We start from the raw sequence: 15580 nt of genomic DNA, 5'->3' as shown, positions 1-15580 counted from the left end.
GTGCTCTAGAGGAGGGAGCGGCTCTAGGGAGAGGAGTGGCTCTGGGAAGGGAGTGGCTCTGGGAAGGGCGAGTGTGCTCCAGGGGGCGGGTGCGGCTTTTAGGGAGGGATAGCGGCTGCTGCTGTGTTTATTGGCTCGGCTCCGCCTCGCGGCGGGATCGCCTTCAGCCGGTCTCTTCCCGTCCAATCGCGTGCGGCCCGGGGGGCCGAACGCGATTGGACGGGAAGAGACCGGCGCGATCCCGCGTGGTGGCTGGGTTAGGGGTGGCTGAGTTGAGAGAGGAGCCTGTGCGGTGGTGCTGGATCGCGTACCTGTGGTTGTCCAACCTGGTCAAATCGGACGAAACTGCCGCGCTGGCGGCGATGGCGGCAACGTCCTTGATCGCGTTGGCCATCCTGGAGCCCGTTCAACAACCACGAGCCCCCCACCCCCACCCCCCACCCCCACCTCGGCCACCCCTGACTCGACCACCACGCGGGATCGCGCCGGTCTCTTCCCACCCGATCCCAGGAGGCCCCCAGGGCCGAGTGGGATCGGGTGGGAAGAGACCGGCTGAAGGCGATCCCGCCGCCGCGGCGAAGCCGCGGCCAATAAACACAGCGCACTCCACGTCGACTACGTGGGCAAACCTGCGTAGCGTCACAGCGTGACGTCTGTGAACACGCCCCCAGCATCGCTGCCCCGCACCGCCGGTGAGCTGCGCGCACAGGGCCACACGCCCAAGGGTGTGAAGGTCGAGATCCGGGATAACCTGCTCTCCGCCCTCCGCGCGGGCCGCGACCCCTGGCCCGGCATCGTCGGGTTCGGCCAGACCGTCCTTCCCCAGCTGGAGCGTGCACTTCTGGCAGGCCACGACATCGTCCTGCTGGGCGAGCGCGGCCAGGGCAAGACCCGCCTCCTGCGCACCCTCGTCGGCCTGCTGGACGAGTGGACCCCGGTGATCGAGGGTTCCGAGCTGGGCGAACACCCGCTGGAACCGATCACCCCGGTCTCGATCCGCCGCGCCGCCGAGCTGGGCGACGACCTGCCGGTCGCCTGGCGGCACCGCTCCGAGCGTTACACCGAGAAGCTGGCCACCCCGGACACCTCCGTCGGTGACCTGATCGGCGATGTCGACCCGGTGCGGGTGGCCGAGGGCCGCACCCTGGGCGACCCCGAGACCATCCACTTCGGACTGGTCCCGCGCGCGCACCGGGGCGTGGTGGCGGTCAACGAGCTGCCCGACCTGGCCGAGCGCATCCAGGTGGCGCTGTTGAACGTGATGGAGGAGCGGGACATCCAGGTCCGCGGCTACACCCTGCGGCTGCCGTTGGACGTGCTGCTGGTGGCCACCGCGAACCCCGAGGACTACACCAACCGCGGCCGCATCATCACCCCGCTCAAGGACCGCTTCGGCGCCGAGGTGCGCACCCACTACCCGCGCAGCGTGCACGCGGAGGTCGACGTCGTCCGCCAGGAGGCCGACCTGGTCGCCGAGGTGGGCGACGAGCTCCTTGAGGTCATCGCCCGCTTCGTCCGCAACCTGCGCGACTCCAGCGCGGTCGACCAGCGCTCCGGCGTCTCGGCCCGGTTCGCCGTCGCCGCCGCCGAGACCGTGGGCGCGGCCGCCCTGCGCCGGTCCGCGCTGATCGGTGAGGATCCGGCGGTGGCCCGGCCGATCGACCTGGAGTCGGTCCCGGCCGTACTGCGCGGCAAGCTGGAGTTCGAGTCGGGTGAGGAAGGCCGGGAGACCGAACACCTCACCCACCTGCTGCGTCGCGCCGTCGCCGAGACGGCCCGCGACCGCTTCGGCGGTCTCGACCTGGGCCCACTGGTCGACGCGGTCGTCGACGGACACCTGGTGGCGACGGGGGAGCGGGTACCGGGCAGCGAACTGCTGGCCGCCCTGCCGGAGCTCCCGGTACTGCACGAGGTCGCGGCCCGCCTGGACGTGCGTGCCACCGACGCCCCCGGCCGTATCGCCGCCGCCGTCGAGCTGGCGTTGGAATACCTGTACCTGACCCGAAAACTGGCCAAGGACTCGTCCGACGGGGAGGCGGTGTACGGCCCGTGACGGCAGACAGCTACCACTACGGCCCCTGGCACGAGGGCCCGGACCCTCTTGCCCCACCCGTGGACCTCCGCGCCGCCTTGGAGGCCCTCGGCCGAGACGTCATGGAGGGCTCGTCCCCCCGAGCCGCGCTGGAGGAGTTACTGCGGCGGGGCACCGACAATACGACCGGCCTGGACGAGCTGACCCGCAGGCTGTGGGAGCGCCGCTCCAGGATCCAACGCCGACACCGACTCGACGGCACCCTCACCGAGGTTCGCCAGCTGCTGGACCGCGCGCTGGAGGCGGAACGAACGGAACTTTTCCCGGATCCCTCCGACGACGCCCGCTTCCGCGAAGCCCAGTTGGACGCGTTGCCACCCGGCACCGCGGCCGCCGTCCGTGACCTGGCCGACTACGACTGGCGATCGTCCACGGCGCGCGAGGCGTACGAGCAGATCCGGGACAAACTGGGACAGGACCTGATGGAGTCCCGGTTCCAGGGCATGAAACAGGCCCTGAACCAGATGAGCCCGGAGGACACCGAACGCATCCGCGAGATGATGGCGGCCCTGAACTCCCTGCTGCTGGCCCACCTGCGCGGTGACGACACCAAGGACCAGTTCGCCCGGTTCATGCACGACCACGGCGAGTTCTTCCCGGAGAACCCGCGCACGGTGGAGGAACTCATCGACGCGTTGGCCGCCCGCGCCGCCGCCGCCCAACGCATGATGAACTCGATGAGCGCCCAACAGCGCGCCGAGCTGGGCGAGCTGATGGGCAACGCCTTCGGCGACCCCCGCTTCGCCGAACAGGTGGCCACCCTGGACGCCAACCTCCGCGCCCTCCGCCCCGGCGAGGACTGGACTTCCTCGGCCCGTTTCCGTGGCCAGGACCCATTGGGCCTGGGCGAGGGGGCCCAGGCGATGTCCGACCTCGCGGAGCTGGATGCCCTGGCGGAACAGCTGTCCCAGTCGTATCCGGGTGCTCGCCTGGAAGACATCGACCTGGAAGCCCTGCAACGCCAACTGGGCGACGAAGCAGGCGTCGACGCCCGCCGCTTGTCCGAACTGGAACGAGAGCTGCGCGCCCAGGGCTTGCTGGACCGAGCCCCGGACGGCTCCCTGGTGCTGTCCCCCAAAGCACTACGCCGCCTGGGCGAGACAGCCCTGAGCGAGGTCATCGGCGCCATGCGCTCCCGTCGAGGCGAACGTGACACCGCCGGTGCGGGTGCCGCAGGCGAACTGACGGGTGCCACCCGCGCCTGGACCTTCGGGGACACCGAACCCTGGGACGTCGCCCGAACCGTCCGCAACGCCGTTTTGCGCTCGGCATCGGCAGGCTCCGGCCGCGTCCGACTGGACGTGTCCGATGTGGAGGTAGCGGAAACCGAACAGCGCGCCCGTGCCGCCGTGGCCCTGTGCGTGGACACGTCCTGGTCGATGGTCCAGGACGGCCGCTGGATCCCGATGAAGCGCACGGCTCTGGCGCTGCACCACCTGATCAGCACCCGCTTCCGCTCGGACGCCCTGGAACTGATCACCTTCGGCCGCCACGCCGCCACAGTGGACATCGGCGAACTGACCGCCCTGGAGGGGGTCTGGGAGCAAGGCACCAACCTCCACCACGCCCTGCTCCTGGCCGCCCGCCATCTCCGCCGCCACCCCGATGCTCGCCCGGTGGTCCTGGTGGTGACGGACGGCGAGCCCACCGCCCACCTGGAACCGGACGGCGAACCGGTCTTCCACTACCCCACCACCCAGGACACCCTCCGCAAAACCCTGTCCGAAGTGGACACCCTGGCCAAGCTGGGCGCCTCGGTGACCGTCTTCATGCTCGGCGAGGACCCGAGCCTCGCCGCCTTCGTGGACGTGATCGCCCGCAGAGGCAACGGCCGGGTGGTAGCCCCCGACCTGGATGGCCTGGGTACCGCGGTGGTGGGCGACTACCTACGCAACCGAAAAACCCGCTGACCAATCTTTACAATTTCGAGAAATAGAGGAGCCCGGTAAACCGAAGCGCAAGCCAAAGGCCTGCTGTCACTGGCACACCAGCCACTGCCCGGACTCCTCCACCACCGGATAAGTCCGCCGAATAGTGCTGGCTCCCGCGTCCGTGGCCAGCACCGTGAACGTGGGCGGATCCGCGGAGTCATCCACCCGCTCCAGCGTCAACCGCAGACCGGACTGCAAGAACAACACCGAAGCCTGATCCCGATCCCGCTCACAGGTGACCTGCTCCAACGCTTTGATGTCACTGACGTTCACCGCGTCCACGAACTTCCGCGCGGTAGCCGTCGGATCACCAGATGCCCCGCCAAACAGAGAAACACCCACCACTATCGCAACCACCACGACAACAACCCCGCCGCCTGCAGCCATCAGCCGCTTACGCGACACCCGAGGCGCCGACACCTGTCGACGCGTCCGCACCGGCGCAGGCGCCACCGAAGTCATCGGCGCGGCAGCGGCGGCAGCGGCCCGAGGACGCGCAGGCGAGGGATCGCCGGACCACGTGGCCTCCGGCGGCGGCACCCGCCGCTCGTTGAACTCCCGTCCCTCATGCCGGACAAGCGTCGTCCACGCCTGACCGTCCCAATAGCGCTTCTCCACCCGCCGCTCGGGATCCGGCTGCCACCCGGGCGCCAGAACCTTCTCGATCTCCGAGGCGACGGGCTGTGGCAGATCGGTTCTCGTCCGCATCCGGACGAGAAGACCCCATACCGCCGCGCGCTCGTGCTCGTCGCGCAGGCGCAACCGCAACTGTCGCAGCAACTCCCGGATCTCGGACGGCTCCAACCGGGCCTCGTCCAGCCGTTCGCGCAACGGGTCCAGATAGGGGACCGCCGGGTCCGGTGGCAACGGGTCCGGGAGCGGGGGAGCGGTCGGTAACGACAGCAACACGCCGCGCAGCTTGGGGATGCGTTCGGTGATGGACAGTCCATCCGGGTCGAACCGGGGCGCGCCGTTGGCCTCCGGCGGCAGTGGGGTCTGCCCGGCCGACAGCACCAGCAACGGTTTGCGCAACGACACCGCGTATCTCAGCGCGGTGAGGCAGCCGGGGGACCGTACCGCGTCCGGGGACGCGACGAGGATGAACAGGTCGCAGCGGCGGACCCGCTGCAGAACCGTTTCCCACCAGCGTGGACCGACCGGCTCACCCCGGTCGAGGGAGACCTGGCGACCCAGTTGGGCCAGGTCGGCGCGCAGGCCTGCCGCGATGTCGCGGTCGGACGGGGCGTGGCTGACGAACACCTGCATATTTGCTACTCCGCGATCAGCGCCCCGACAGTGCCCGGCTGATATCGCACACTCGCCACTCGTCGTTCTCCACGACGAGCGGAATCCTCAACCGCACCGAGGTTGCTCCTACGGTGCGTGTGGCGAGGACGTTGAACCGGGGGTCGGACCCACTCACGTCCACGCTTTCGAGCGTTACGTTAGCCGCGTCGAGGAACGCCGTATACAGGTGGGCGTTCTCTGTTCGATCTTTCGCGCACACGTACTGCTGCATGGCGTTGCTGTCGCGGGTGTTCACCGCGTCCACGAAGTTGCGTGCCATCCGGATCGCGGAGTCCTCGCCGGGGCCCTGGTTCAGCAGCGCCACGGCCCCGACCGCCCCGCCGCCGAGCAGCACCGCGGCCCCCGCGGCCAGGGCGATGACCTTGCGGCGCCGGGGTGCCCGCGTGCGCAGCCGGTGCTTGAGCCGGGGTTCCGGCCGCCGCTTGGCCGCGGGCGTCGGCGCGGTTTCGGCTGTCCTGGCGGGAGGTTCGATAACCGGGAGCAACGGACCGGTACTGGAAAGTGTGTGCGCGTGCACGCGCGGTGGCAGGTTGCGGTCGTTGAACTCGCGCCCCTGCTGCCGAACGAGCGTCGTCCAACTCTGACCGTCCCAGTAGCGCGCGTCGAACAGCTCCCGCGGGTCCGGCTGCCAGCCCGGCGCCAGCACCCGCTCCACCACGTCGGCGACCCGCCTGGTCAGCTCGGGCCGGTCGCGCAGGCGCACCAGCAGGTCCCAGACATCGGCACGTTCGTCGGCGTTGCGCATCCGGTCGCGCAGCTGGCGCACCAGCTCGATCTGCGCGGCCTCGTCCAGCTCCGGCGCGTCGATGCGGGCCAGGTAGGCGTTCAGGTAGGAGGTGGGGATCTCGGGCTCCTCGGGCAGGCGGATCGGCAGCGGCCGGGCCGCGGGCAGCGCGCTGAGCGCCTTCCGCAGCGTGATGACGCTCAGCTCGGTCCGGTTCACGTAGTCCACGGGCGCGGGCAGCCCGTCCGGCATCGCCTCGCGGTCGACCGGGCGCACCAGCACGGGCAGGATCGGCCTGCGCAGCGCGCGGGCGTAGCCGAGCTCGGACAGGCAGGCCCGGGAGCGCAGCGAGTCCGGCGACACCGCGAAGGTGAACACCACGCAGCCGCGCACGTGGCTGAGCACGTCGGCCCACCAGTCCTGCCCGCCGTGGCTCTCCCGGTCGAACCACACCCGGTTGCCGAACCGCTCGAAGTCCGCGCGCAGGGTGGAGATCGACGCCTGGTCGCGTCGGGCATAGCTGATGAATACGTGCATCCTCGTTTCTCGCGTTCACTGGCAGTAGTTCGTGGGTGCACGCACGCTATGTCGACGACCCGGGTCTCGACAGGGACCAAAGACCCTGGTGCGGGATTGGCGGAATCGGTTCATGTACATCAACTGTGCAGGCAGGGCCTGTTTTCACAGGTTCGGCAGAGACTTTCCGGATGATCTTCGAATCGGGTGGATACCGCCCCTTCTGTTCGCTTCCGGTTGAATACGGACAGTAATCTTCGATGCGAAGTCGCTTTCCCCGGCGGGCCTGCCCGGATTGATCTACCGTGGGGTAGTCCACTTGGGAGGAGGCGCGGTTGACCGACGCACCGGGCGACCCGGTCGCCGAGCTGCGCGCACGGTTCCGCGGCCCGCTGCCCGCCGCGGTCGAGGCCCTCGACGACGCCGCGCTGCGTGACCTCGCCGCCGCCCTGCGTACCGCTCGGGCCCGGCAGGCCGAGCAGCTGTCCGCGGCCACCGAGGCGTCGTTGGCGCAGCTGCCGAGGTTGCTGCGGCCGCTGGTGCGCCGGGTGGTCGGCCGGTGAGCGCCACCCGGCTGGAGATCGCCAAGCTCGCCCACCTGCTGGGCGCCGACCCGGCCCGCTTCCACTACCTGGCAGACCTGTCCGCGGCCGACGTCCGCGCGGTCCGCCTGCGCGCCACCGAGGTGCTGTTCGCGGCCAACCGGTCCGCGTTCGAGCGGATCGCCGCGGCCAGCAGGCTCGTCCCGTCGGCGCTGACGGCCGCGATCGCCCAGCGCACCTTCGGCCCGCTGCTGTCCGCCCGGGTCGCGGGCGTGCTGGAACCCGAACGCGCGGTCGACCTCGCGGGCCGCCTGCCGGTCGACTTCCTGGCCGACGTCGCCGCCCAGCTGGACCCGCGTCGCGCCGCCGACGTGCTGGTCCTGCTCCCGGTCTCCCGCATGGTCGAGGTCGCAGGCGAACTCGTCCGCAGACACGACCACATCACCATGGGCCGCTTCGTCGGCGACCTCCCGGACGCGGCACTGCGCGCGATCGTCACCGCCCTGGACGAGGAGTCCCTCCTGCGCACGGCCGTCTACAGCGAGTCCGTCGACCGCATCCCGACCCTGTTCGCCCTGATCACGGACACCCGCCTCGCCGCCGTCGCCAAGATCTTCGCCACCGCCGCCGACGACCTGGCCGCGGACCTCTACCCCTTGCTGCACCACCTGGACCAGGCAGGCATGGTCCGCCTCACCACCGCGGTGGGCAAGTTGCCCACCACCCAACGCGAGACCTTCCGCAAACACGCCACCGCCGCCAACGTCCTACCCGGACTGGACCGCATCCCCTAGCCCCGTTCGCATCGCGCCCACCCGTTCACTCCACACGATTGCGACACCGAACGGGGATGAACGATGGGCGCCGGGGAAGGAGCAGGCAGCGGGAATGCGACAGCAACGGCTACCGCAAAGCCAGGCGCTAACCCCTCTTCCTCGTCGTCCGCCACGACCTCCCCACCAAAGCGGCGATTCTCCTGCCAGGCCGGGAACCGTGCCGGGTGGGGACGAGGGGGTGGGTGGCGGGACTCTAAACAATACGGTTCGCAGCCGGTGGGCGAACGCCCTCGCCCACCGGCTGCGAACGGCCCGAGGTCCTACGCCGCCCCCGGGCCGCACCTGATCACAGGTGCCGGGACCACCAGCGCAGGACCGCGTCGAAGCGTTGCCTACGGTGGCGGGGCTTTCCGGAGCGGCTCAGCTCGTGGCCTTCTCCGGGGAAGAGCAGCAGTTCCGTCTCCACCCCGCGCCTGCGCAGCGCCGAGTACATGCGCTGGGCCTGCTCGACCGGGCAGCGCCAGTCGTGTTCGGAGTGGACGACCGCGAACGGGATGGTGATCTGGTCGACGTAGGTCAGCGGGCTCTTGGCCTGGTGCACGGCCGGGTCGCCGCCGCAGTAGGCCTCGGTGAACCACCAGCCGATGTCGGAGGTGCCCGCGAACGAGTCCCACGCGTTGACCGCGCGCTCGCTCCACGCCGCGCGGAACCGGTGCCCGTGGTGCGCGGCCAGCCAGCCGGTCATCCAGCCGCCGTAGGAGCCGCCCATCACGCCGACCCGGGTGCGGTCGATGTCGGTCCGCTCCAGCGCCGCGTCCAGCACCGACAGCACGTCGGCCACGTCCACGGTGCCCATGGCCTCGACGATGGCCCGGCCGTGCGCCTCGCCGTAGCCCGCGGAGCCGCGCGGGTTGGCCATGACCACCGCGTAGCCCGCGGCGGCGTAGACCTGGGCCTCGTCGAACAGGCCCCAGCCGTAGTACATGAACGGGCCGCCGTGGATGCTCAGCAGCAGCGGGTGCGGGCCGTCGCCCTCGGGCAGCACCAGCCAGCCGTGCGTGCCGTACCCGTCCGGGGCCGATGCCTTGATCTCGATCGGCTGCCGGACCAGCGGCCGGACGGCGGCGGAGAAGTCGGTCAGCCGTCGGGTGGTTTCGTCCTCGACCAGCTCGACCTCGCCCATGGCGTCCCAGGTGGACACCGTGCAGACCACCCGGTCGCCGTCCGCGGCGAAGCCCTTGACGACCGCCTGCGTGCCCGCGACCAGCGCCAGCTCGGACAGCGTCGCGCGGTCGGCGGCGGGGGACACCCGGCGCAGTTCGACCGCGCCGCGGTTGCGCACGGCCACCAGCAGGCCGTCCGGGGTCGCCACCGGCGCGCCCGCGGCGGGTTCGCAGTCCACGGTCTCCGGGTCGGTGAGCCTGCGCGGCGTGCCGGGGGCGCCGTCCAGTGTCAACGGGACAGTCCACAGTCCCAGGTTGCGTGCCACGCTCCTGGTGCCCGGGAAGGCATCGCCGAGGAAGGCGACCGTGCCGTCGGACAGCGCGACCGGGTGCTCCACCGAGCCCTCGCTGCGCGCGACCAGCACCGGCTCGCCGCCCGCGGCGGGCACGGCGTAGACGTCGATGTTGAGCGTGTCGGTCGCGCCCCAGTCGCGCTTCGCGCAGACCAGCACGTGGTCACCGGAGGGTGTCCAGGCGGGCGCGGATGGTTCACCCGGCCCGTCGGTCAGTTGACGGGGTTCCGCGTCGGGCAGTGCACTGTCCACTACGAACAGTTGCGGTGGACGGTCGCCGAGGAACCCGATGTTGTCCAGCCGGTACTCCAGCCGGGTGATCCGACGCGGCGCCTCGGCCGAACCGTCCGGCGTCCACCCGTCCGCGTCCGGGGTGCCGTAACGGCCCGGCTCGGGAACCTGCGCCACGAAAGCGATCCGCCGCGAGTCCGGGGCCCACGCCGGGGCGCCCGCGCCAAGCGGCGGCGCGGCCAGCTCCCTGGCCTCCCCGCCGTCGACCGGGATCACGTACAGGCGGGGGGCGCTGGTCGCGTCCACGCAGCGCAGGAACGCCACCTGGGTGCCGTCCGGCGAGATCGCGGGCGCGAAGTCGCGGTAGCCGCGGGTGAACTCGCGCACGTCGCCGCCCGCCAGGCCGACCCGGCGCAGCCCGCCGCGATAGGCATTGTCCCGCAGGTCGGGATTCGCCACCCCGACCAGCAGCAGGTCGGCGCGGAGGGCGGGCGCGCCGGGCGCCGCCAGCAGTTCGATGTCCTCTGGGCGCACATGTCGACCGTACCCGACGCTCGCCAAACCTCAGGACCCCTTGAATATTCCCACTCGTCCACAGAAAAGCGATCGTGCATGGGTCGGGGTCCGGGTTTCGCGTTCGCGAACCGGCGGAGAACCGATCAGTGCCGGTGTTCGACCGGTGTGCCCGAATCGTTCGCGGCGGAATCGCCGCTCGGCGAATCCGGTGCCGTCGATTCCACGGCGGGCTCCCCGCCCGCCGACCGCGCGGCGTCCCGCTTGGACTTGAGGAGACTGGCAACTGTGGTGATGGCGAGTACGCCCACGATGACCGACAGCGACACCAGGATGTCCGGCACCCACACCCCGATCGGCTCGCCGCCGTTGAGGAACGGCAGCGAGTTCTCGTGCAGCGCCTCCAGCACCAGTTTCACGCCGATGAAGGCCAGGATCACCGCCAGGCCCGCCGACAGGTACACCAGCTTGCGCAGCAGCCCGCCCAGCAGGAAGTAGAGCTGGCGCAGCCCCATCAGGGCGAAGGCGTTCGCGCTGAACACCAGGAAAGGTTCCTTGGTGAGTCCGAAGATCGCCGGGATGGAGTCCACAGCGAACAGCAGGTCCGCGGTGCCGATGGCGACCATCACGATGAACATCGGGGTGACGAACCGCTTGCCGTCGACCCGCACGAACGAGCTGGCGCCGTGGTAGGTGTCGGTGACCGGGAGGATCCGGCGGGCGAACCGGGTGAGCCCGTTCTCCTCGTACCCCTCCTCCTCGCCGAGCCCCTGCCGGGACAGGTTCCACGCCGTGTAGATCAGGAACGCGCCGAACAGGTAGAACACCCAGCTGTACTTGGCGATGGCCACCGCGCCGACGGCGATGAACAGGCCGCGCATCACCAGCGCCAGCAGGATGCCGATCAGCAGCACCTTGTGCTGGTGTATCCGCGGCACCTTGAACGCGGACATGATGATCAGGAAGATGAACAGGTTGTCCACCGACAGCGAGTACTCGGTGATGTACCCGGCGAAGAACTCACCGGCGTAGGTGCCGCCCGCGAAGGCCCACACCGCGCCGCCGAACGCGGCCGCGCATCCGATGTAGAAGGCCACCCACCGACCGGCCTCGCCGACGGTGACCTCGTGCGGGTGGCGGTCCACGATGAACAGATCGATCGCCATCAGGGCGATCAGGCCACCGATCGTGACGAACCAGGCCCAGGCGGGGACGAGCATAGGTCAAACCTCCGGTGTACGGGCGCATGCCGACAACCGGAGGTCTCTTCCGCCGGAAAACTTCCGGCCACCGGCCCCGGGACCCGCGAGTGGTCCGTGCTGACGACACCGGTGCGAAGGAATACTCCCCTCCGACACTTTCGATGTCCGATTCTTCCCTGTTCCGCCCGGCGCCACCAGTCCGGGTCCTCCGATCCGAGGTTGCCCTGCTCACAGACCCGGCGGCAGGCCGGGCCCACTCCAGGTGTACCCCGGCGGCGGGCACATCCGACAGTGATCGTCCGGATACCGCCCGAACAGGGGCGCCCCGCCCTGTGGATGCCTGGCGGCACTCTCAGCAAGATTCCAATACGGTCGGTCCCGTGCCGTCGATACCCCGTCCCAGACCCCGCCAGGTGCTCGCCGTCCTGGCGGTCGTCGTGCTGGCCGCCGCCGGGCTGGTCTGGCTGAACGCGAGCGACACCCCGGCCAGGGTGACCACGCGCGCGCAGTTCCTGACCCTGCAGAGCGGGCCCGACCGGAACGAGCCGGTGCGTATCGACACCACGCTCTACCTGCCGGAACAGACCCCCGCGCCCGCCGTGCTGGTCGCGCACGGGTTCGGCGGCAGCAAGGACAGCGTCGACTCGCAGGCCCGGGAGCTGGCCCAACGCGGGTTCGTCGCGCTGGCCTGGTCCGCGCGCGGGTTCGGGCGCTCCGAGGGGCGCATCGGGCTCAACGACCCGGACTACGAGGTCACCGACGCCAGCCGCCTGGTCGACTGGCTGGCCCAGCAGCCCGAGGTGGCCAAGGACGGGCCGGACGACCCACGCGTCGGTGTCACCGGCGGCTCCTACGGCGGCGCGCTGTCGCTGCTGCTCGCGGGCACGGACAAGCGGGTCGACGCGCTCGCACCGGTGATCACCTACAACGACCTCGGGCAGGCCCTGGTCCCGAACTCGGCGGGCCCGTCGGTCCCCGGCGGCACCGTCGCCGCCAACCCGTACACCGCCGACGGCGTGTTCAAGCGCTCCTGGGCGGGCATCTTCTTCGCTGCGGGCACCGGCGCCGCGGGCCTGGCGAACCCGACCGCGGACGCCAGCGAGCCCGGCTCGGTCGACGACAGCGGCGGCTCCTCGGCGGCCGCGGGCACCGGCCCGGTCGCGGACGCGCCGTCCGGCGGCGGGGGAGGCGGCCGGGCCGCGCAGGGCGACGGCGACCCGTGCGGCCGGTTCACCGACGCCGTGTGCAAGGCGTACGCGCAGATCGCGACCACCGGCCGGGCCGACGCGGACACCGTCGCGCTGCTGCACTCGGTGTCCCCGGTCTCGGTGACCGGCCGGATCACCCAGCCGACCATGATCGTGCAGGGCGAGCAGGACACCCTGTTCGGCTTGGACCAGGCCGACGCCACCGCCCGACAGGTCGCCGCGGCGGGCGCCCCGGTCAAGGTCGTCTGGTACACCGGCGGCCACGACGGCGGCCAGCCCGGCCCGGCGCTGCGCGGCGAGATCGCCGACTGGTTCGACTTCCACCTGCGCCACCGCGGCACCGACCCTGGCACCGGCTTCGAGTACGCCGTGCAGGGCGCGCTGCGCGCCCAGGGCACCCCGTCCGTGCGCACCGTCAGCACCGGCGCGTACCCCGGCCTGACGGGCGGGCAGCCCGCCGAGCGGCGGCGGATCCCGCTGACCGGGGACGAGCAGACCGTGGTCAACCCGCCGGGCGGCAACCCGGCGGCCATCAGCAGCATGCCCGGCCTCGGCTCGGTCATCGGCGGCTCGTCCCGGCTCGCGGGCCGGGTCTCGGTCGACCTGCCCGGCCAGTCGGCCCGGTTCACCAGCGCGCCGATGACCACCCAGCTGCTGGTCGCGGGGGCGTCCACGGTTCGGCTGCGGGTGTCGAGCACCTCGGGCGGGTCCACCGGCGCGGCGCTGTTCGCCAAGGTCTACGACGTCGGCCCGGACGGCGTGCGCACGCTGCCCGGTTCGGCCGTGTCCGCGCTGCGCACCCCGCCGCTGCCCGCCGACGGCACACCGGTCGAGGTGGCGGTGTCGCTGCCCGGCATCGTGCGCCCGGTCGAGGCCGACCACCGGCTGGAGCTGGTCGTGTCCACCACCGACCAGGCCTACGCGGCGGAGACCGAGGCGGCCTCGTACAAGGTCTCGCTCGCGGGCGCCGACCTGGCCGTGCCGGTCGTGTCCGGCACCCGCTCCAGCACCGCGCCGCCCGCGGGCCCGCTCATCGGCATCGCCGTCGTGGTCGGCCTGGTCCTGATCGTGGTGGTGTGGGGCCTGCTGCGCCGCCGCCGCGCCGACGACGTCGACCCCGACCTGGCCGACGTGCCGCTGGTGATCGACGGGCTGGCCAAGTCCTACCCGGGCGGGCTCAAGGCGGTGAACGGGCTGTCGTTCCGGGTCGAACGCGGCCAGGTGCTCGGCCTGCTCGGCCCCAACGGCGCGGGCAAGACCACCACGCTGCGCATGCTCATGGGGCTGATCCAGCCGACCGAGGGCAGCATCCGCGTGTTCGGCCACCGGATCCGCTCCGGCGCCCCGGTGCTGTCCCGGATCGGCTCGTTCGTGGAGGGCGCCGGCTTCCTGCCGCACCTGTCCGGCCGGGCCAACCTCCAGCTCTACTGGGACGCCACCGGACGCCCGCCGGAGAAGGCGCACTTCGCCGAGGCGCTGGAGATCGCGGGCCTCGGCGCGGCGGTCGACCGCAAGGTCCGCACGTACAGCCAGGGCATGCGGCAGCGGCTGGCCATCGCCCAGGCCATGCTCGGCTTCCCGGACCTGATGGTGCTCGACGAGCCGACCAACGGGCTCGACCCGCCGCAGATCCACCAGATGCGCGAGGTGCTGCGCCGCTACGCCGCGACCGGCCGCACGGTCGTGGTGTCCAGCCACCTGCTGGCCGAGGTCGAGCAGGCCTGCGACCACGTGGTGGTGATGCACCGCGGCAGGCTGGTCGCCGCGGGCGCGGTCGCCGACATCGTCGCGGGCGGCGGCGAGGCCACCTTCCGGGTCGACGACCCGGCGGCCGCCGCCGAGGCCCTGCGTGGTGTCACCGGCGTGCGCGAGGTGATCGTCGACGGCGACCTGGTGCACGCCGATCTCGACGGCACCCCGCGCTCCGCGGCCCTGACCGCGCTGGTGCACGCGGGCGTCGCGGTCGAACAGGCGGGCCCGCGCCGCCGCCTGGAGGACGCGTTCCTGAGTCTCGTGGGAGAGGAGCCCCCGGCGTGAACGACAACGGACACCGGCCGGTCGAGGGCAGCTGGAAGGTCAACGCCGCGACCGCCGACAACGTGAGCACGGTCCACACCGACCCGGCCGCCATCGACGACATGGTCGACGCGGCCGCGCACGAACACACCGGCTTCGCCGCGGACGGCTCGGTCGAGGGCTTCCGCCAGTCCCGCACCCTGCCCCTGCGCGTCGAACTGGCCCGCCAACTCCGGCGCCGCCGCACGCAGCTGCTGCTGGGTTTCCTGGTGCTGCTGCCGTTCATCCTGTGGGCGGCGTTCGAGTTCGGCACCAACAGCGGCAACCGTCGATCGGGCGGTTTCGTCGACCTGGCCACGGCGAGCGCCCCGAACTTCGTGGTGTTCGTCCTGTTCGCCTCCGGCAGCTTCCTGCTCCCGATGATCGTCGCCCTGTTCTTCGGCGACACCATCGCGTCGGAGGCTTCGTGGTCGAGCCTGAAGTACCTGCTCGCCATGCCCATCCCACGCGGTCGGCTGCTGCGCCAGAAGGCCGCCACCTCCGGCCTGCTGTCCCTGCTGGCCCTGGTGCTGCTGCCCGCGGTGGCCCTGCTGGTTGGCGTGATCTTCTACGGCTCCGGCGAGGCGGTCAGTCCGACCGGGGACGCCATCGCCTTCTCGGACGCGTTGCTGGCGATGGTGTTCGCGGTCGTCTACATCGCCATCAACCTGTTGTGGGTGGCGGGGTTGGCTCTGCTGCTGTCGGTCACGACGGACGCGCCGCTCGGGGCGGTGGGTGGCACGGTGCTGGTCGCGATCCTGTCGCAGATCCTCGACCAGATCACCGCGCTGGACAATCTCCGGAACTACCTGCCCACCCACTTCTCCTTCGCCTGGTCCGATCTCATCGCCACCGATATCGACTGGACGAACCTGGCTCAGGGGACGTTCTCGGCGGTGACTTTCGCGGCCATCTTCGGCCTGTTGGCCGCTCGCCGGTTCCGGAGCAAGGACATCACCAGCTAGT

General features: G+C 71.2%; 10 protein-coding genes. 6 read left to right on the top strand and 4 right to left on the bottom strand.

Annotated elements, in window-relative coordinates:
• Nucleotides 1–655: 655 nt before the first annotated feature.
• Entirely contained in the window at nt 656–2053 is a 1398-nt protein-coding gene (locus C503_RS0117605) for an ATP-binding protein (RefSeq protein WP_026316418.1), read from the top strand.
• Entirely contained in the window at nt 2050–4002 is a 1953-nt protein-coding gene (locus tag C503_RS0117600) for a vWA domain-containing protein (RefSeq protein WP_026316417.1), read from the top strand. The genes C503_RS0117605 and C503_RS0117600 overlap by 4 nt, the downstream gene beginning before the upstream one ends.
• 66 nt (nt 4003–4068) lie before the next feature.
• On the opposite strand, the gene C503_RS0117595 is transcribed toward C503_RS0117600, so the two are convergent.
• Nucleotides 4069–5289, bottom strand: coding sequence for an Rv0361 family membrane protein (locus tag C503_RS0117595; protein WP_026316416.1), 1221 nt, complete (start codon nt 5287–5289; stop codon nt 4069–4071).
• 16 nt (nt 5290–5305) lie between these two features.
• Complete coding sequence (locus C503_RS0117590) at nt 5306–6592, bottom strand: toll/interleukin-1 receptor domain-containing protein (RefSeq protein WP_018683533.1); 1287 nt, start codon at nt 6590–6592, stop codon at nt 5306–5308.
• Nucleotides 6593–6906: 314 nt separating this feature from the next.
• Here C503_RS0117590 and C503_RS0117585 point away from each other — a divergent pair, with 314 nt between their 5' ends.
• Entirely contained in the window at nt 6907–7134 is a 228-nt protein-coding gene (locus tag C503_RS0117585; RefSeq protein ID WP_018683532.1) for a hypothetical protein, read from the top strand.
• A complete protein-coding gene (locus C503_RS39740) occupies nt 7131–7907 on the top strand; it encodes a hypothetical protein (RefSeq protein ID WP_018683531.1) in 777 nt (258 codons plus the stop codon). The genes C503_RS0117585 and C503_RS39740 overlap by 4 nt, the downstream gene beginning before the upstream one ends.
• A 328-nt stretch (nt 7908–8235) precedes the next feature.
• On the opposite strand, the gene C503_RS0117575 is transcribed toward C503_RS39740, so the two are convergent.
• A complete protein-coding gene (locus C503_RS0117575) occupies nt 8236–10170 on the bottom strand; it encodes a S9 family peptidase (RefSeq protein ID WP_018683530.1) in 1935 nt (644 codons plus the stop codon).
• Between the two features lie 125 nt (nt 10171–10295).
• Nucleotides 10296–11369, bottom strand: coding sequence for a TerC family protein (locus C503_RS0117570; RefSeq protein ID WP_018683529.1), 1074 nt, complete (start codon nt 11367–11369; stop codon nt 10296–10298).
• A 362-nt stretch (nt 11370–11731) separates the two neighbouring features.
• Between C503_RS0117570 and C503_RS0117565 the strand changes: the two genes are divergently transcribed.
• Together C503_RS0117565 and C503_RS0117560 are read left to right on the top strand one after the other, a co-directional pair.
• Complete coding sequence (locus tag C503_RS0117565; RefSeq protein ID WP_026316414.1) at nt 11732–14596, top strand: alpha/beta fold hydrolase; 2865 nt, start codon at nt 11732–11734, stop codon at nt 14594–14596.
• Nucleotides 14597–14697: 101 nt separating this feature from the next.
• A complete protein-coding gene (locus C503_RS0117560) occupies nt 14698–15579 on the top strand; it encodes an ABC transporter permease (protein ID WP_051114864.1) in 882 nt (293 codons plus the stop codon).
• The last annotated feature ends 1 nt before the right edge of the window (nt 15580 follow it).

This window comes from Actinokineospora enzanensis DSM 44649, from assembly GCF_000374445.1.
Classification (GTDB): domain Bacteria; phylum Actinomycetota; class Actinomycetes; order Mycobacteriales; family Pseudonocardiaceae; genus Actinokineospora; species Actinokineospora enzanensis.
The sequence above is the reverse complement of the archived record's forward strand: the minus strand, read 5'-3'. Positions and strand labels throughout refer to the sequence as shown.